The following is a 16862-nucleotide window of genomic DNA, read 5'->3' on the forward strand; positions in this document are numbered from 1 at the left end:
CAATGAATTGCGTGACGCTAGCCGCAAAAAAAACGGGGGCCAGTCCCTCAGGACCGGCCCCCGCAAAACTGGGTTAGCTAATTATTGGATTATTGAACTTGCAGGCTGACCTTATCCACCACGAACGAAGTTTGCAGCGACGAATCTTCGGTCATGTTGAAGTGCAGGCGCACGGTTTGGCCCTTGTATGCCAGCAGGTTGAAGCTGCGGATCTGGTAGCCGGCAGCAGCGTTGACGTTGCTGTAGGTTGCCAGGGTGCCCAGGGTAGTGCCTGCACTGTTCTTCACGGTCACAACCAGCTTGTCGTAGGCGGTGCTGCCCGATTCCGCAGTATCGATATGCAGGGCGAACGAGAAGTTAGCGCTGGTTGCAGTCGAAGGGATGGTCACGGTCTGGTACAGCGATTCGGTCGCGGTGGCGCCGTTACCGCCCAGCCATGCGAAGCGGGTGCCTTCGTAAGCGGTCTGGCCGCTGTAGTTGCCGATCACGCCGGTGGTGCCTGCCCATGGGGTGGTGCCGGACTCGAAGCCGCCGTTGGACACCAGCTCGGTCTGCTGGGTGGTGCCTACGGTCAGGGTCGCGTTGTTCGAGGTCGCGGTCTTCACCGGCGACGAGGAGTCGCTGACGATGGCCTTGAACACAGCGCCGTTGTCGGCGGTTTGCGCGGTGAACGAGTAGGTAGCCGAGGTGGCGCCCGAGATCTGGGTGCCGTTGCGGTACCAGGCGTAGCTGTAAGGCGAGGTGCCGCCCGACGCTGCCACGGAGAAGGACGCGGTGCCGCCAGCTGCAACGGTGACGTTGTTAGGCTGGGTGGTGATCGACACGCCGCTTGCGCCGATTTCGTCGACGTCGGTGCCAACGTTAATTGCAGCGTATGCGCGCTTCACAGCGATCGATTCTGCGCTGCCTACGCCGTACAGTTCTTCAGCGGACTGAATCATCTTGGTACGTGCATCGGCGTAGGTGGAGGACGCGGTCAGCTTGGTGGTGTTGGTCTTGAACCAGATGCGGTACGCCTTGTCGTTACCGATACCGTGCATCGCCAGCGGCTGCTTGTTCAGGTAGGAGCTGTACATCTCGCTGGAGGACGAGGAGTTCGAGCCTTGCGACAGGAAGTAGAACATGCGGTTGTTCGGGCCCGAGGAGTAGTGCGGGTTCAGGCTGCCCAGGGTGCTGCTCCAGGCGTCCTTCGATGCGCCATCCTTCGAAGGCTTCCACAGCCAGCGCAGTGGTTGGCCGGACTTGCTGATTTCCTTGCCCATCATCCAGTCATTGCCGGAAGGGACGACGGTGCCGGTGCCGCCGTTGCGGGCGTAGGCTTCCACCATTTCACCGTTGATGTCGGAGGAGGATTCGTTCAGGCCGCCCGATTCGCCGGAGTAGGTCAGGTTGGAGGTGGCGTCGGTCACGCCGTGGCCCATTTCGTGGCCGATCACGTCGATCGAACCCAGGCTGTAGAAGCTGGAACCGTCGCCGATGTACATGCATTTGCAACCGGACTCGTAGAAGGCGTTGTCGTAGTTGTTGTCGACGTGGACCGCGATGTAGGTAGCGGTGTTGTTGCCGTCAAGCGACTTCCAGCCCAGCACGTTGTTCATCGTGTCGTAGGTGTTCATCAGGCCCCACAGCGCATTCACTGCAGCGGTCTGGCCGTTGGCGTTGGTGGTGCTGCCGCCGCTGATGTAGTTCTGGCCGTCACCCCAGGTGTTGGTGGTGTTGGTGTAGATCGAACCGGCTTGCGGGTTGGACTCTGGCGAGTGGTTGGCGTTGGTGATGGCCATGCCGCCGAAGGTGCCGCCGGTGCCGCGGGTCGAGTCCAGCATCTTGTAGGTGGAGCCGGACAGGGTGGTCTGGATCGGCACGTCGCCGTTGTATTGGCTGTGGCCAACGCCGGTCACGGTCTGCAGAGAATCCCATTGCTTGAGCACGGTGCCGGTCTGGGCGCTGATCACGGTGTCGCGCGAGGTGGCGTGGCCGTCCTTGACCATACGGGTCTTGACCATGTAGGCCAGCTCGTAATGGTCGACAACTTCTTCCACGTCCATCGCGTTCAGTGCGCTTTCAGCCTTGTTGGCGGCGGCGGCGACGCGCTGGGTCTTGACCACTGGCCAGATCAGCAGTTCGGCTTCTGGTTTGAAGCGGTGGGTATTGCCTGGGGTGCGCGAAACAGCGATGCGGATCGCTTCTTCAGCGGAGAAGGCGGCGTTGGTGTCAGGGGCGCCCTTGCCGCTGGCTTTGGCGGCGCGGTGTGCGTCCAGGCCATTGCGGCGGTCGGAGGCGTGCTCGCTGACGATCTCGCCATGCTCATCGGTCACTACGACGGATTCGGAACCGAACACGCGCAGGCCCTGGAAGGTGTGGTCGGCGCGGGTGATGCGCTCGCCGCGCTCGCCAGGTTGCTGGCTGCGCAGCTTGTAACCATGTTCTTGATCGAGGCCAGCGGCGGCGCGGCGTGCATCCAGGCGCGCGGTCAGGTTGGCTTTTGCTTCAACACTCATCTGCTGGCCAGGGGCGACCATCAGGTTATCAGGCAGAACACCAGCGAATGCAGGTGCGAACGAAGCTGCGACGGCTGCGGCTAGCAGGCTTTTGCGAAGTTTCATGTCTCTCCTTGTGGGATTTGGTGATTATTGGGAGAGCCGGAAGTTATGCCTCTTTTTTCAGCGAGTCAAAAAATTTGCAAAAAAAGTCGTTTCGACAAATTTTGTTCAATTTGAGACATTTGAATACATATTCATGAACAATCGCTTAGCGCGGCTTTCTTTCAGATGGCGCACGATTGCTGTTTTTTGTAGGGAAGATGCAACGAAATAGAAGGGTTTTTCTAGTTTCGTGTTCGACGCAACACAAATATGTATCAAATTGTCACGCGGTTGTTGCACTAGTTGAATTTTGCGTTTTACACTACCCCACCGTTCAGTTGAGGTACTACTAGTGAGGGCGCATCACTCATGTTGTCTATATCTACAAAAGTCGAAAGGATCGTCACGGAGTCGCCCTTCCTGAGCGAAGGTCTGCGTCGTGGCCTGATCAATTTGTCGGAACTGGCGCGCCAGCTGCAACCGCAGCTCCAGAACGACCTGTGGAAGCCTGTTGGCCAGGCAGCCGTTGTGATGGCATTGCGCCGCGTGGCGGGCCGTTTGCCGGATAGGGACGCACAGGAGCTTGTGCTGGCCCAGCAATCCGGCCAGCTGACCGCGCGCACCGACCTGGTGGAATTCACCTTCCGCCGCTCGGATCACATCGACGACTGCCACCGCCAGCTGCTGGAGCGCGCGGGTACCGGCCATGGCCTGTACCTGACAGTTACCCGCGGCAGCGAAGAAGTGGTGGTGATTTGCAGCCGGCCGCTCATCGGCATGGTGGAGCAGATATTCGCCAATGAACGCCTGCTGGCGCGGCTGGAGAACCTGAACGCCGTCACGCTGCAGCTGACGGCCGATTCCTGGCGCACGCCGGGCATCTACCACGCCATCCTCAAGAAGCTGGCGTGGGACAAGGTCAACCTGATCAACCTGATCTCGACCCACACCGAGCTCACGCTGCTGCTGGAGAAGGAACATACGGGCGCCGCCTTCAGTGTCCTCTCCAACATGATCGCCTCGCACAAGCAACACTGACCCGCCCAGCGGCCGCCCACCCGGACGGCCGCCGTCGCATTGCTAACGGCACTCGATTTTGATTGAGCGCTGGCCGGCCTTTGCGCCCTTGCGGTAAGTGAATGTGCAGACTTTGGCCGATTCTGCCAACGGCTGTGACAGCGTCACCTCATTGTGCGTACCATACCCGCATTCAAGCCATTTCCCGTCAGGGAAAGGGCGGTCCAGGCCATAGGTCTCGGTCCAACCATCCTTCTTTTGCTGCCGCGTGAAGTTGGTCAGGTCGCCATGTCGATCTGGCGGCCCACTGGTCGGCGTGGCCGAGTTAAGGAAAAGCTCGGCGGTAGCCGGGCTTGTCCAGCCAGCCACAGGTGGTACGGCGACGGCGACTGAGTCGGGGCAGGAAATGGGCCCCGCCACGGCCGTTAGCTCCAATAGAGCGAGCAAAGCGAACATCATCCAATTGAGCTTCATGGTTCACTTAATGACAAAGAATGCGTCTGCGTTGTCACTCGGCGAAACGTAGTTGCCTTGCTTGTCTTTGCCCAGCGCTGGGATGAAGCGTGAGCTGACCTGGTGGCTCTTCTTGCTTGCCCATTGGTCCATCACATGTATGCCGCCTATCCCTTGCCTGAGGTAGAGTGCCGCGTGATTTCCATGCGGCTTGTTAGGGCGGCCGTTGACGAACGTGGCTATTGCGTACCTTTCTTAAGCAGACGGTTGCCGACTACAGGCTCTCCCTGGCGCCAGTTGGCGGTAACAGGCGCCCCGGCAAAGACCTGAACAAGTGCCACGCATTGCTGGTTTCCAACTAATTCGTGCTTTTCAAGGTCGTCAACGTTCTCGTAACGGTATGGCATGATGGGCCTCCAGTGGATGATCGGGTACTGGAAGCGTAATTTGAATTTAAGAGGCGCTTTTTGAGTATGAGCAACGGATTCGACAAAGTTGTTGTTCCTTTGCCGTAAAATTGACCGCGCACGATTGGATTTTTGCCGTACGGCCCTGCCTTACATTATCATTGCCGTCCAGCAACACAACCGGGAGTCGGACTATGGGCGTGAAGCGCGATATGCAGCGGGTAGTGCCGGCATTGCGGGTGGCGAGCTATGCAGCCAGCAAGCCGTTCTATGAGTCGCTTGGCTTCCGCGAGGAATGGACCCACCATTTCGAGCCCGGTATGCCGACCTTCGCTTCAATGGTCTTCGACGGGATGGAAGTCTTCCTGACCGAACATACCGGCGACTGCCAACCCGGCGGGCTGGTGCATTTTTATGTAGCGGACGTTGATGCGCTGTACGATGATTTCCTCGAGTACGGCGTGAAGGTAGACGAGGCGCCGAATAATGGCCTGGGCCCCGACTTGCGTGTCATGTCGGTGCTTGACCCAGACCAGAACCGGCTCAAATTCTTGACCCAGACCCATTGGGAGTGAGCGCAAAAATGAAGAAAGCGCTGATGTTCGCAGTCCTCGGTATCGCAGCCGTATCTCAGGCCGGTGCGCAAGGGCTGTACAAATGCAAGGCCGACGGCAAGGTGACCTACCAGTCCATGCCATGCGCCAAAGGCGGTGAAGTACTGGAAGTGCCGCCACCGCCAACTCCGGCCCAGGTCAAAGCGGCACAGGATCGCATGAAGGAAGACCGCGACCGCGCCAACCAGCTGGCTGAGCGCAATCGCGAGGAGCGCGAGCGCAAGGCGAAGGAAGAGAAGGACGAGGCGAAGGATAAAGAAGCCAAGGATGCCAAGGCCGGCAAGTCCCTGGCTAAAACCGATTGCGACAAAATGCGTACGCGCCGCGAAGAACTGTACGGCCAGCGCAACGACAACCGCCGCAATTCCCAGCTCGATGCCATGGCCAAGACCCAGGACGAAATCGACAAGCTGGAATCGAGCTTCACCAAGGCTGCCTGCGGCCCGCTCAATTAAGCGCGCCGCATCGCGCAGGGGGCAGCCCCCCGGCGCTTATTTCTTCTTCTCTTCTTCCGGCTGGGAGAAGTTCAGTTCCGGCTGTTGTTCCTCATCGGGCTTTTGCGCTGGCAGCGCGTCTGGAATGGACGGCTGCTCGATGCGCAAGTCGCCCGCCTCCACCTTGCCTGCTACGCCGCGATCGAGGAACACGGTCACGGTCTGCGGCAGCAGGACCACCAGCAGGACCATCAGCATTTGCAGGCCGACCCAGGGCAGGGCGCCCCAGTAGATGTCCGAGGACTTCACTTCCTTAGGCGCCACGCCGCGCAGGTAGAACAGCGCAAAGCCGAATGGCGGGTGCATGAAGGAGGTCTGCATATTCACGCACAGCATCACGCCGAACCATACCAGCGACGCTGAAGCCGCCGCTTCCGGGCTGCCCATGATGCCTTCCAGCTGCGGCGCCAGCACCTTTTGCGCCACCGGCGCCAGCATCGGCACCACGATGAAGGCGATCTCAAAGAAATCGAGGAAGAAGGCCAGGAAGAACACGAACAGGTTCACTACCAGCACGAAGCCGATCCAGCCGCCCGGGATGCCGTTGAACAGGTGCTCGACCCACAGCCCGCCATCCACGCCCTGGAACACCACCGAGAAGCAGGTGGAGCCGATCAGGATGAAGACCACCATCGCGGTCAGGCGCATGGTGGACTGGTAGCTCAGCTGGATCAGTTCGCGCAGCTCCCTGATATGGCTGGCGCGGAACACGATCCACGCCACGCAGACGTACAGCACGGCCAGCGTCGCCTGCACGGCGCGCTTAGCTTCCGGCACCAGGGCGCCGACCAGCGCAGCGCCCAGCAGGGCCACCATGCCGATGCGGAAGAAGATCTTGTCCTTGCCCTGGAATTCAGGACGGCGGATCGCCGCCAGGATCACCGCACCCAGCGCACCCATGGCGCCCGATTCGGTCGGCGTGGCCACGCCCAGCATCATCGTGCCCAAGACCATGAAGATCAGCACCGCGGCCGGCACGATACCTTCCAGGCATTGCTTCCACAGAGCCCAGCCGCGTGGGCCAAGTTCGTTCTGCGGCGCCGCCGGCAGCCATTCCGGCCGCACGCGCGAGACCACGAAGGTGTACAGCGCGAACAGGGCAATCTGCACCAGCGATGGGCCCCAGGCGCCCAGGTACATGCTGCCCACGTCGGCGGCGGCGGTCTGGGTTTTCAGCTGGTCGGCCAGCACCACCAGCACCAGGGATGGCGGCACCAGCTGGGTGATGGTGCCGGAGGCGGCCAGCACGCCGGTTGCGTAGCGCATGTGATAGCCGTAGCGCATCATCACCGGCAGCGAAATCATGGCCATGGCGATCACCTGCGCCGCTACGGTGCCGGTGATGGCGCCCAGGATGAAGCCGACGATGATCACCGAGTAGCCCAGGCCTCCGCGGATGCTGCCGAACAGGCGGCCCATGGAGTCGAGCATGTCTTCCGCGAGCCGGCACTTTTCAAGGATCGCGCCCATGAAGGTGAAGAAGGGGATGGCCAGCAGCAGGTCATTGGCCAGCACGCTGCCGAAAATCCTTTGCGGCACCGCCTGCAGGAAGGGCACGCCGAAAAAGCCTTCCCAGATCGCGATGAAGCCGAAGAACAGGCCAACGGCCAGCAGCGAGAACGCTACCGGGAAACCGACCAGCATGAACACCACCAGGCCGCCGAACATCAGCGGCGGCATCAAATCCAAGGCAATCATTGCACTGGCCTTTCGTATTTGCTATCCAGGATCGCTTGGCCGGTGAGGTGGGCGATGCGTTTGATCAGTTCCGATACGCCTTGTAGCGTGAGCAGGGCAAAGCCGACGGGCACGATGAATTTGATCGGCCAGCGCGGCAGGCCGCCGGCATTGCTCGATTGCTCCAAGATGGCCCAGGAAGGCAGGAACAGCGATTCCCAGGACAGCCAGGCAAACAGGATGCAGGCGGGGAAGAGGAAGAAGATGATGCCGAAGATATCAATCCACAGCTGTTTGCGTTCGGAGACGTGGCCGTAGATCAGGTCGACACGTACGTGCTCATTGCGCTGGAAGGTGTAGCTGGCGCCCAGCATGACGGCGGCGCCAAACAGGTACCACTGCATTTCGAGCAGGGAGTTGGAGCTCCAGTCGAAGCCATAGCGGATCATGGCGTTGGAAGCGCTGATGAAACAGGACGCTAGTATCATCAGGTTGGCCAACTGGCCGCAGCGGTAGCCGATGCGATCCAGCCAGCCGGAGAGGCGGAGGAATCCTTGCATTACTTGTCTCCATTAGTTATTGCAAGGATATTATCTGCTTTGCGAAAACCGGTAAACCAATGTCTGACCCGCAGGGTCAGACACTTGGCCTGCGGCTGCCGCGTGTCGGTGCCTGACCCTGCGGGTCAGGCACCGGGTTACCGGTTTTCAGCCCAGCTGCGAGCGCACGCGAGCGATGGCGGCACGCACCTGGTTCGGTGCGGTGCCGCCAACGTGATCACGTGCCGCTACCGAGCCTTCCAGCGTCAGCACTGCAAACACGTCTTCGCCAACCAGCGGCGAGAATGCGCGCAGCTGTTCCAGCGACATCTCCGCCAAGTCGATCTTCAAGTCGTCGCAAGCACGCACCGCGTGCGCCACCGCTTCGTGCGCGTCACGGAATGGCAGGCCTTTCTTGACCAGGTAGTCGGCCAGGTCGGTCGCAGTGGCGTAGCCCTGCAGCGCAGCCGAACGCATCGCTTCTGGCTTGACGGTGATACCGCCCGCCATGTCAGCGAAGATACGCAGCGTATCAACCACGGTGTCGACGGTGTCGAACAGCGGCTCTTTATCTTCCTGGTTGTCCTTGTTGTAAGCCAGCGGCTGGCCCTTCATCAGGGTCAGAAGGCCCATCAAATGGCCGAACACGCGGCCAGTCTTGCCGCGCGCCAGTTCCGGCACGTCCGGGTTTTTCTTCTGAGGCATGATCGAGGAGCCGGTGCAGAAGCGGTCGGCGATATCGATAAAGCCAACGCGTGGGCTCATCCAGATAATCAGTTCTTCCGACATGCGCGACACGTGCATCATCAGCAGCGAAGCGGCGGCGGTGAATTCGATTGCGAAGTCGCGGTCCGACACCGCATCCAGCGAGTTATGGCAAACGTCGTCGAAGCCCAGGGTCTTGGCAACGCGCAGGCGGTCGATAGGGAAGGTGGTACCGGCGAGTGCGGCGGCGCCCAGCGGCAGGCGGTTCACGCGCTTGCGGCAATCCTGCATGCGCTCGACGTCGCGGCCGAACATTTCAACGTAGGCCAGCATGTGGTGGCCGAAGGTGATCGGCTGCGCTACTTGCATGTGGGTGAAGCCAGGCAGGATCACGTCTGCATTCTTTTCTGCCAGGTCGACCAGGGCGCCGCGCAGCTGCTGCAGCAGGCCGGTGATGTCGTCGATGGCGGAGCGCACGTACAGGCGGATGTCGGTCGCCACCTGGTCGTTACGGGAGCGGCCGGTGTGCAGGCGCTTGCCGGCGTCGCCAACCAGCTCGGTCAGGCGTTTTTCGATATTCAGGTGGACGTCTTCCAGGTCCAGCTGCCATTCGAACTGGCCGCCGTCGATTTCGGCGCTGACTTGCGCCAGGCCTTTCTGGATCGCGGTCAGGTCGGCTGCCGGGATGATGCCCTGGGCTGCCAGCATGTCGGCGTGGGCCAGGGAGCCCTGGATATCGGCCTTGGCCATGCGCTTGTCAAAAAACACCGAGGCGGTGTAACGTTTCACGAGGTCGGAAACAGGTTCGGAAAAACGTGCGGACCAGGCTTCCGCCTTCTTGGAGAATTGATCTGTCATGGTGTTTTTGCTATGAGATTGGTACGTTGAATTCAAACGATTATAAATTAGTAGGAGAACTAATGAAGAAGTTAGCAACTTTGCTACTGTTGGTGCTGGCCAGCGGTAGCGCATTGGCAGCGGGCGCGCGCCCGGCCGACGTGGCCACGGTGGACGGTATCGTGGGCGCCCTGTACGACACCATTTCCGGCCCCGCCGGCAAGGTGCGCGACTGGGACCGTCTGCGTTCCCTGTTCCGCAACGATGGCCGCATGGTGGTGCATAGCGCCGGCAAGGACGGTGTGATCCACACCCGCGTGCTGTCGCTGGAGGACTACATCACCCGCGTTACGCCGGTATTTGCCAAGGAAGGCTTCTACGAATCCGAACTGGCGCGCAAAGGCGAGGAATTCGGCCAGATCGCCCAGGTGTTCAGCACCTACGAGGCGCGCCATGCGCCGGCGGAGGCGCCTTTCGTGCGCGGCATCAATTCCATCCAGCTGGTGAACGATGGCCAGCGCTGGTGGATTTCGCAACTTCTGTGGCAGCCGGAAGGGGAGAAGACCCCTCTGCCGGAGCGTTACCTGAAGGCGCGCTGATATTTAGTAAGAACGGGTGCACGATAGCGTTTTACTCCACCGTTGCGCCCGGCTACACTGTTGAAAAGGTCTTTCCCCGATGTCTAGCAGCGATGCCAGTGAGCAAGTAGAACAGGAGGCCATCGTGAAGCTGTACTCCCCCGCCGGCCTGGCCCGTTTGGGCCTGGCCTTGCTAGCCGCCTGCGGCCTCCCGATACACGCAAGGGAAGCGCCGCCCACGAAACCTGTTCCCGCCAGCAGCGGGCGCACCAGCACAACGCCGCCGCCCGAGTCGCCGTCCAAGTCGCCCGGTGCTCCTCCCAGCCTGCCCCCCCAACTTCCCGACACGGCGGCGCCGGTACGCATCGTAGCGGGCGCCAGCGCCACGCTGAGCGGCGGCGGGGCTGCGATTGCGCCTTCGCCTGTAGCGGCGCACCAGGGATCGCTGGTCATCATCGGCGGCGGCCTGCGCGGGGATAACGCGGACGTCTGGCAAAGGATTGTGAAACTGGCCGGCGGCAAGGGCTCGCGCATCGCGGTCTTCCCTTCAGCGGCGGGCAATCCGGAGCGTTCGGCCCAGACCATCATCGGCTACCTGCGCAAATGGGGCGCCGACGCCTTCCTGGTGCCGGTGGCGGTGCGCCTGACAGGCAGCGACTACAAGAAAAATGCGGACGATGCCGTGCTGGCGAAGAAGATCCGCGAGTCCGACGGCATCTATTTTGCCGGCGGTGACCAGGGCCGTATTACTAAAGCGCTGCTGCGCGAAGACGGCACCCAGACTGCGGCGCTGGAGGCTGTGTGGGACGTGTACCGCCGCGGCGGCGTGATCGCCGGTACTTCGGCCGGAGCCGCCATCATGAGCAGCACCATGTTCGCCAACCCGAAGGCGGTGCTGTCCATGCTGCAGACCGGCATTGCGGATGGCCGCGAACTGGGCCCGGGCCTGGGCTTCATCGGCGACGACGTGTTCGTGGACCAGCACCTGCTAGTGCGCGGCCGCTTTGCGCGCATGATCCCCGCCATGCTGGCCAAGGGCTACCAGATTGGCCTGGGCATCGACGAGGACAGCGCGATGGTGGTGAACGCGCAGCGCGAGGTGGAAGTCATCGGCTACAAGGGCGCGCTGCTGATCGACCTGTCGCGCGCCGAGTGGGACAAGGACTCGCCGCACTTCAGCGTGCGCAATGCGGTGATCAGTTACCTGGACCGTGGCGACAAGTTCAATATCGGCACCCATATGTTCCTGCCGTCCACCGACAAGGCGGGCGGCCGCATCGACCCCACGCGTACCCTGGGCCGGGGCGAGGTCTTCAGCAATGACGTGCTGGGCAACAGCGCCGTGATCGATTTGATGGAGCGCCTGATCGACAGCAACCAGAATGAGGCAATCGGCATCGCCAGCGGCAACCCGCGCGCCAGCGGCACCGAGGTGGGCTTCGAATTCCGCTTCACCAAGACGCCCGATAGCGTGGGCTATGTGTCGAGCCTGGCGGAGGCATATTCAGTGCTGAATATCCGCCTTGATATCCGGCCTATCGAAATCACGCGGCCCCTCTACAAATATAAGTGAGGATTTGAATCCGGCGGCGCCGCCGCTGCGTATATGCCATGGCAACCAACCACACGGGAGGAAACCATGGCACTCATCAAGCACGCTGCTGTCCAGTTAGCCCTGCTGTCGGCCCTGGCGTCGGCAGCGCAGGCGTCCAGCCACCGCGAAGCACCTTTCATCACACGCCAGCCCAAGGTCGACGGGACTGATTTCTATATATTCCGCAGCTACGAGCCCGGGCGCGAGCAATTCGTTACCCTGATCGCCAATTACGTGCCCTTGCAGGATGCGTACGGCGGGCCGAATTATTTCAGCATGGATCCGGACGCGATGTACGAGATCCATATCGACAATAATGGCGATGCGCGGGAGGACCTGACCTTCCAGTTCCGCTTCACCAATACCTTCAAGAATGCCGCCTTCAATGTCGGCGGCAAGAGCGTGCCGATCCCGCTGGTGATCAACGGCGGCCCGATCAACGACGTCAATCCGGCCGGCTTGAATGTGCGTGAAACCTATACCGTGGACGTGGTGCGCGGTGATCGCCGCAGTGCGCGGCAGGCGGTGCGCATGGCGGGCAGCGGCGCTACCGTGTTTGACAAGCCGATCGACAATATCGGCAACAAGTCGATTCCCGATTACGCGGGCTATGCGGGCAAGCATGTGTACACGGTGAACATTCCCGGTTGCTCGGTGCCGGCGCGCATGTTCGTTGGGCAGCGCAAGGATCCATTCGTGGTCAACCTGGGCGAGACATTTGACCTGATCAACATCAAGGCGCCCGCTGTGGAATTCCTGGCGAATGCGGAGAAGAATGCCCGCGATGACCTGGACGACAAGAACGTGACCTCGATTGAACTGGAGGTGGCGGCTTCCTGCCTCACGGCGGGCGGTGAGCCGGTGATCGGTGCCTGGACAACGGCCAGCTTGCGGCAGGGGCGCTTGCTCAATCCGAACGGCGGCTCGAAGGAGGGTGGGGCGTGGACGCAGGTGTCGCGGCTCGGCATGCCGCTGGTGAATGAGGTGGTGATTGGCTTGAAGGACAAGGACCGCTTCAACCATAGCAAGCCTATGCAGGACGGGCAGTTTGCGGATTACGTCACCAACCCGACCTTGCCGGCGCTGGTGGAGGTGCTGTTCGGCAGCGCCGGAGCAAAAGCGCCGACCAATTTCCCGCGCAATGACCTGGTGAAGGTCTTCCTCACCGGCGTGCAGGGGTTGAACCAGCCGGCCAATGTGAAGGCCTCCGAGATGCTGCGGCTGAATACTTCGATTGCGCCGGTGGCTAAGGGGGCGCAGAAGCGGTTGGGGGTGATCGATGGCGACAATGCAGGCTTCCCCAACGGCCGTCGCCCTGGCGATGATGTGGTGGATATCGCCTTGCGCGTGGTAATGGGCAAACTGTGCACGCTGAATATCGGCTGCGCGCCGGGCGATGCGCCGGCGGGGGCGATCCGCTTCACCGATGGCGCTTACCTGGATGACAGCTTCTTCGGCGCTGCCTTCCCTTACCTTAAAACGCCGATTGCCGGCTCGCCGCAGCAATAGGAGGGCCAAGCCATGAAACGTATCATTCATGTGTTCACCGCTACGATATTGGCCGGGCTACTGACCGCTTGCGGCGGTGGCGGAGGGGGGAGCGATGGATCGGCGATGGGCACCCCCGTGCCGCCTGTCGCTCCAGCGACTGCGGGAGATGCCTTTACCGCCGCCTTAGTGGCGCTGGTCCGTAGCGCCCCTGACGACGCCGAGCCCTCCGACGTGGAGGGCACAGCGCTCACGAAGCCGGATGGCAGCGAACCGGTGGCGGTGGAGTGAGGCGGCAATGCAGCGCCACGTCCTCTTCGCAATCGCATTGGCGGCCGCCATGGCTGCCGATGCGGCGCCATTTGTCCCTCGCCTCGGCTCCGAAGTGCTGGAAACGCTGCCGCGCCGCACGACCGCACCCACGGCGGAATTGCGCCGGGCAAGTACGCGCGATCCGGCCGCCGCCGCAGCACTGGCCCAGTACTACATTGAGCTTGGCCGGGCAGCGAGCGATCCTCGCTACTTCGGCTATGCGCAGTCAGTGCTGGCGCCATGGTGGAGGGCGCCTACGCCGCCGGTCCAGGTCCTGTTGCTACGCGCAACGCTGCTGCAATCGAGCCACCGCTTCGAAGAGGCGATGCGCGACCTGGATGCGGTGACGAGCGCCGATCCGTTAAACGCCCAGGCCTGGCTGACGCTGGCCACTGTGCAAGTGGTGCGCGGCGAATACGATGCCGCCGTTCGCAGTTGCGGACGGTTGTCGTCACTTGCCAGCGGCTTGGCCGGCATGACCTGCCTTGCCAATGCACGCGCCGCCAGCGGACAGATCGCAGCCAGCGAGCGCTTGCTGGCGCTGGCAGTCGAACGAAGCGGCGCCGAGCCCGCGCAGACGGGCCTGCGCACCTGGGCATTGACCTTGCTTGGTGAGCTGGCAGCGCGGCGTGGCAATGCCGACGTCGCCGAAGCGCGTTTCCGCCAGGCGCTTGCCATCGCGCCGGACGACAGCTACCTGCTCGGCGCTTACGCGGACTTGCTGCTGGACCGGCGCCGCTACACTGATGTGCAAGCACTGCTCGGCAGCCGCATGAGGGTCGACAGCCTGTTGCTGCGCTACGCACTGGCCCTCCAGGCCACGGCCGCGCCGTCGGCGGCCGCCACGGTCGCCGAGCTGCAGGCGCGTTTCGATGCTGCATCGCGCCGCGGCGACGCCATTCACCAACGCGAGCAGGCACGCTTTGAACTGTACTTGCGGGGCGACGCGCAGGCTGCTTTGCGGCTAGCGCTGGCCAACTGGCAAGTCCAGAAGGAGCCCGCCGACCTGCGCATCCTGCTGGAAGCGGCGCTCGCGGCACATGCCCCAGCCGCCGCCCGGCCTGCACTCGCATGGCGCCGCAAGTCCGGCATCGAAGACAGCGTCATCGCCATGCTGGCGCAAAAGCTGGAAGGAGGCCCGGCATGAAAGGCCGAACCCTCACCGTGCGCCGCCTGGCCGCGCTGTTCCTTTTGCCCCTGCTGCTCGCTGCCGGCGCAGCCCGTGCCCACAAGCCCAGCGACAGCTACCTTACTTTGCGCGTCTCAGCGGCCACCATCGATGGCCGCTGGGACATCGCCTTGCGCGACCTCGACTTCGCCCTAGGCCTCGATACCGATGGTGACGGTAAGCTGACCTGGGACGAAGTCCGTTCCCGCCACAGCGACATCGCCAATTACGCCATATCGCGCCTCGGCCTCGTGCCGGGCTGCCGGCTGCAGGTGGTTGCCAATCAAATCGACCGCCACACCGACGGCGCCTATGCCGTCCTCATTCTGCGCGGTGAATGCCAGCCCGGCGCCTCCTTCGCCATCGACTACCAACTGTTCGCCGATCTCGACGCGCAGCACCGCGGCATGGCCAGCATCACGGTCGACGGACAGCTGCAATCGCTGGTGCTGGGCGGCGACAGCACACGCTTCGCGGCGGGTAATCGTGGCAGCGAGGCCGCCACTGGCCTGTGGCGCCAGGCCACCGGCTACCTGCGCCACGGCGTCTGGCACATCTGGACCGGTTACGACCACATCCTCTTCCTGCTATCTCTCCTGCTGCCCGCCGTGCTGGCGAAAAGCTGGCGCCCCGCGGGCGCCGACGTGCTGCGCGTGGTCACAGCCTTCACGCTCGCCCACTCCGTCACACTCTCACTGGCAGCGCTTCATGTGGTCGCACTCCCAAGCCGCCTGGTCGAATCCGCCATCGCCGCTTCCGTCGCCATCGCAGCACTGAACAACATCTGGCCGCTGGTACAGGGTAAGCGTTGGCTGGCAGCTTTCGTATTTGGCCTGCTGCACGGCTTTGGCTTTGCTGGAGTTCTGGGCGACCTTGGCCTGCCGAAAGGCGCCGCCGCCATTGCGCTGGCGGGTTTCAATATCGGCGTGGAATTGGGACAGCTGGCGATCGTCGCAGCCTTCGTCCCATTGGCATACGCCATGCGCAGCACATGGCTTTACCGGCAAGTCATGGTGAAAGGCGGCTCGGCATGCATTGCACTGCTGGCGACCGTGTGGCTCATTGAGCGAGCAACCGCCTGATTACATGGCCTGTACCCAAGGGCCTTTGTACAGGACCGGCCCGGTCGGGCCATTCGGATCGGGCGACCCGCCGCGTGGCTCGAGCGAAATCGCCAGCACCACCACATCAGTGCCCACCGCGCCTGCCGCCAACGAGAACGTCGCCCGTCCGTCATCACCGAGCACGCCCAGCGAACGTGGCGGACCGGCCTTTGGTATCGCCCACAGTTGCAGCGAGCGGTCGAGCGGCACCGATGCCGCGCCCACCATATGGACTTGCAGCACGCGCTTGCCAGTATCGGCCTTGACCAGCAAGGCGGGCTGCGCCTGCTCGTCGGTCAGCGTTGCCACCAGGTCGTAAGAAGGTTCGCGTAGATGCTGCACGCTGATCGACACCACTAGCGCCGCCACCGCAGCGGCCGACGCCATGCCAAGCCCGAAACCGCGCCAGAAATACCAGCGGCTGCGTTCCGGCTTCAGGCGCAGGCGCATTTCGATATTGCTCCAGACCTGGGGGGAGGGGGCCTGTCCCTGCACGAATTCGTACATGGGCAGCAGGCGCTGTTCCCATCCTTTGACCAATAAGCGCAGGGCGGCATCGCTGTACATCCAGCCCTCGAAACGCCGCCGCGCGCCGCCACGCAGGCTTCCCAGCACATATTCGGCCGCCAGCTTGTCGCGCAGGGCGTCGTTGCCACGGATGTTCATGACGCGCCTCCCTGCGAGAGGCAATTCTTCAATTTCTCCATGCCGCGGCGGATCCAGGTCTTGATGGTGCCGACCGGCAGCGACATGCGTTGCGCAACTTCGGTGTGGGACAGGTCGTGGAAGAAGGCCAGCCCGATCGCCAGCCGGTGCAGATTCTCCAGCCGCGACATGCAGCCGGCCAGCGCGCGCGCATCGCTGCTCATTTCGCTCGCCTCGGCGGGCGTGCTGGCATCGTCCCGAAGTAGTGAATCCATTGTGACATCCAGTTCCAGCGTGTTGTCCGTGCGGCGCAGGATATCCAGCGCCTTGTTGCGGACAATGGCCGCCATCCACGTCAGCGGCGCTGAGAGGCCGGCCTGGTAATCCGGCGCTGCGTGCCAGATCGACACGAAGCCTTCCTGCAGCGCCTCTTCGGCCAGTTCCCGCTTACGTAATATACGCATGGCGAAGCCAAACAGTTTCGGCGCGGCTGCGTCATACAGCGCGCGGAAGGCTGCTGCATCCTGGCGGCCGGCTGCCGCCAGCCAGGCGCGTAGCTGATCGGGTTCGATTGTCATGGGGCCATCTTATGCCTGCCTTTTTTTGTGGTCTACAGTATTCAGCAAAGCAAAGCTACAATATCCGCCAT

At 62.4% G+C, this 16862-nt stretch carries 16 protein-coding genes and 1 pseudogene; 9 read left to right on the forward strand and 8 right to left on the reverse strand.

Annotated features, from left to right (window positions below; translation table 11 throughout):
• Window positions 1-89: 89 nt before the first annotated feature.
• Window positions 90-2603: a M4 family metallopeptidase gene (locus AC1RTP_RS10655; RefSeq protein WP_498607326.1), complete on the reverse strand. Its 2514-nt coding sequence runs from the start codon at window positions 2601-2603 to the stop codon at window positions 90-92.
• Between the two features lie 348 nt (window positions 2604-2951).
• Here AC1RTP_RS10655 and AC1RTP_RS10660 point away from each other — a divergent pair, with 348 nt between their 5' ends.
• A complete protein-coding gene (locus tag AC1RTP_RS10660; RefSeq protein WP_498607328.1) occupies window positions 2952-3620 on the forward strand; it encodes a hypothetical protein in 669 nt (222 codons plus the stop codon).
• A gap of 42 nt (window positions 3621-3662) precedes the next feature.
• On the opposite strand, the gene AC1RTP_RS10665 is transcribed toward AC1RTP_RS10660, so the two are convergent.
• Together AC1RTP_RS10665 and AC1RTP_RS10670 are read right to left on the reverse strand one after the other, a co-directional pair.
• The gene (locus AC1RTP_RS10665; RefSeq protein ID WP_498607330.1) at window positions 3663-4073 is read right to left on the reverse strand and encodes an STY0301 family protein; all 411 of its coding nucleotides are present in this window, start codon (window positions 4071-4073) and stop codon (window positions 3663-3665) included.
• 3 nt (window positions 4074-4076) lie between these two features.
• Window positions 4077-4459, reverse strand: a pseudogene (locus tag AC1RTP_RS10670) (BPSL0067 family protein).
• 194 nt (window positions 4460-4653) lie between these two features.
• Between AC1RTP_RS10670 and AC1RTP_RS10675 the strand changes: the two are divergent.
• Both AC1RTP_RS10675 and AC1RTP_RS10680 read left to right on the forward strand, forming a co-directional pair.
• The gene (locus AC1RTP_RS10675; RefSeq protein ID WP_498607332.1) at window positions 4654-5034 is read left to right on the forward strand and encodes a glyoxalase superfamily protein; all 381 of its coding nucleotides are present in this window, start codon (window positions 4654-4656) and stop codon (window positions 5032-5034) included.
• A gap of 8 nt (window positions 5035-5042) precedes the next feature.
• A complete protein-coding gene (locus AC1RTP_RS10680; RefSeq protein WP_498607333.1) occupies window positions 5043-5528 on the forward strand; it encodes a DUF4124 domain-containing protein in 486 nt (161 codons plus the stop codon).
• A gap of 36 nt (window positions 5529-5564) precedes the next feature.
• Here AC1RTP_RS10680 and AC1RTP_RS10685 read toward each other — a convergent pair whose 3' ends face one another.
• The 3 genes from AC1RTP_RS10685 to argH form a co-directional block, all read right to left on the reverse strand.
• Window positions 5565-7265 (reverse strand): TRAP transporter large permease, encoded by a 1701-nt coding sequence (locus AC1RTP_RS10685; RefSeq protein WP_498607335.1) that lies wholly within the window; start codon window positions 7263-7265, stop codon window positions 5565-5567.
• Window positions 7262-7804: a TRAP transporter small permease subunit gene (locus AC1RTP_RS10690; RefSeq protein WP_498607337.1), complete on the reverse strand. Its 543-nt coding sequence runs from the start codon at window positions 7802-7804 to the stop codon at window positions 7262-7264. The genes AC1RTP_RS10685 and AC1RTP_RS10690 overlap by 4 nt, the downstream gene beginning before the upstream one ends.
• Before the next feature lie 147 nt (window positions 7805-7951).
• Window positions 7952-9346: an argininosuccinate lyase gene (gene argH / locus AC1RTP_RS10695; protein ID WP_498607338.1), complete on the reverse strand. Its 1395-nt coding sequence runs from the start codon at window positions 9344-9346 to the stop codon at window positions 7952-7954.
• A 62-nt stretch (window positions 9347-9408) separates the two neighbouring features.
• On the opposite strand from argH, the gene AC1RTP_RS10700 reads away from it, so the two are divergent.
• From AC1RTP_RS10700 to AC1RTP_RS10725, 6 genes are all read left to right on the forward strand, one after another.
• Window positions 9409-9924: a hypothetical protein gene (locus tag AC1RTP_RS10700; protein ID WP_498607339.1), complete on the forward strand. Its 516-nt coding sequence runs from the start codon at window positions 9409-9411 to the stop codon at window positions 9922-9924.
• A gap of 124 nt (window positions 9925-10048) precedes the next feature.
• A complete protein-coding gene (locus tag AC1RTP_RS10705) occupies window positions 10049-11476 on the forward strand; it encodes a cyanophycinase (RefSeq protein WP_498607341.1) in 1428 nt (475 codons plus the stop codon).
• Window positions 11477-11542: 66 nt separating this feature from the next.
• On the forward strand, window positions 11543-13006 hold the full coding sequence (locus tag AC1RTP_RS10710; RefSeq protein ID WP_498607343.1) for a DUF4331 domain-containing protein: 1464 nt from the start codon (window positions 11543-11545) through the stop codon (window positions 13004-13006).
• Between the two features lie 12 nt (window positions 13007-13018).
• Window positions 13019-13276 carry a hypothetical protein gene (locus AC1RTP_RS10715; protein WP_498607345.1) on the forward strand — a complete coding sequence of 86 codons (258 nt, stop codon included), beginning with the start codon at window positions 13019-13021 and terminating at the stop codon, window positions 13274-13276.
• A gap of 7 nt (window positions 13277-13283) precedes the next feature.
• Window positions 13284-14444, forward strand: a complete 1161-nt coding sequence (locus AC1RTP_RS10720; protein WP_498607346.1) for a hypothetical protein — start codon at window positions 13284-13286, stop codon at window positions 14442-14444.
• On the forward strand, window positions 14441-15547 hold the full coding sequence (locus tag AC1RTP_RS10725) for a HupE/UreJ family protein (RefSeq protein WP_498607348.1): 1107 nt from the start codon (window positions 14441-14443) through the stop codon (window positions 15545-15547). The genes AC1RTP_RS10720 and AC1RTP_RS10725 overlap by 4 nt, the downstream gene beginning before the upstream one ends.
• On the opposite strand, the gene AC1RTP_RS10730 is transcribed toward AC1RTP_RS10725, so the two are convergent.
• Window positions 15548-16234 (reverse strand): anti-sigma factor, encoded by a 687-nt coding sequence (locus tag AC1RTP_RS10730; protein WP_498607350.1) that lies wholly within the window; start codon window positions 16232-16234, stop codon window positions 15548-15550.
• Window positions 16231-16791 carry a sigma-70 family RNA polymerase sigma factor gene (locus AC1RTP_RS10735; protein WP_498607352.1) on the reverse strand — a complete coding sequence of 187 codons (561 nt, stop codon included), beginning with the start codon at window positions 16789-16791 and terminating at the stop codon, window positions 16231-16233. The genes AC1RTP_RS10730 and AC1RTP_RS10735 overlap by 4 nt, the downstream gene beginning before the upstream one ends.
• Window positions 16792-16862: the final 71 nt, after the last annotated feature.

This window comes from Pseudoduganella sp. GW821-FHT11H04, assembly GCF_058807935.1.

Excerpts from the sequence above, each read along its gene's own strand:
- AC1RTP_RS10675 (WP_498607332.1), top strand. The coding sequence starts at position 4,654 with ATGGGCGTGAAGCGCGATATGCAGCGGGTAGTGCCGGCATTGCGGGTG.
- AC1RTP_RS10715 (WP_498607345.1), top strand. The coding sequence starts at position 13,019 with ATGAAACGTATCATTCATGTGTTCACCGCTACGATATTGGCCGGGCTA.
- AC1RTP_RS10690 (WP_498607337.1), bottom strand. The coding sequence starts at position 7,804 with ATGCAAGGATTCCTCCGCCTCTCCGGCTGGCTGGATCGCATCGGCTAC.
- AC1RTP_RS10655 (WP_498607326.1), bottom strand. The coding sequence starts at position 2,603 with ATGAAACTTCGCAAAAGCCTGCTAGCCGCAGCCGTCGCAGCTTCGTTC.
- AC1RTP_RS10710 (WP_498607343.1), top strand. The coding sequence starts at position 11,543 with ATGGCACTCATCAAGCACGCTGCTGTCCAGTTAGCCCTGCTGTCGGCC.
- AC1RTP_RS10735 (WP_498607352.1), bottom strand. The coding sequence starts at position 16,791 with ATGACAATCGAACCCGATCAGCTACGCGCCTGGCTGGCGGCAGCCGGC.
- argH (WP_498607338.1), bottom strand. The coding sequence starts at position 9,346 with ATGACAGATCAATTCTCCAAGAAGGCGGAAGCCTGGTCCGCACGTTTT.
- AC1RTP_RS10720 (WP_498607346.1), top strand. The coding sequence starts at position 13,284 with ATGCAGCGCCACGTCCTCTTCGCAATCGCATTGGCGGCCGCCATGGCT.
- AC1RTP_RS10685 (WP_498607335.1), bottom strand. The coding sequence starts at position 7,265 with ATGATTGCCTTGGATTTGATGCCGCCGCTGATGTTCGGCGGCCTGGTG.
- AC1RTP_RS10660 (WP_498607328.1), top strand. The coding sequence starts at position 2,952 with ATGTTGTCTATATCTACAAAAGTCGAAAGGATCGTCACGGAGTCGCCC.
- AC1RTP_RS10680 (WP_498607333.1), top strand. The coding sequence starts at position 5,043 with ATGAAGAAAGCGCTGATGTTCGCAGTCCTCGGTATCGCAGCCGTATCT.
- AC1RTP_RS10725 (WP_498607348.1), top strand. The coding sequence starts at position 14,441 with ATGAAAGGCCGAACCCTCACCGTGCGCCGCCTGGCCGCGCTGTTCCTT.
- AC1RTP_RS10730 (WP_498607350.1), bottom strand. The coding sequence starts at position 16,234 with ATGAACATCCGTGGCAACGACGCCCTGCGCGACAAGCTGGCGGCCGAA.
- AC1RTP_RS10665 (WP_498607330.1), bottom strand. The coding sequence starts at position 4,073 with ATGAAGCTCAATTGGATGATGTTCGCTTTGCTCGCTCTATTGGAGCTA.
- AC1RTP_RS10700 (WP_498607339.1), top strand. The coding sequence starts at position 9,409 with ATGAAGAAGTTAGCAACTTTGCTACTGTTGGTGCTGGCCAGCGGTAGC.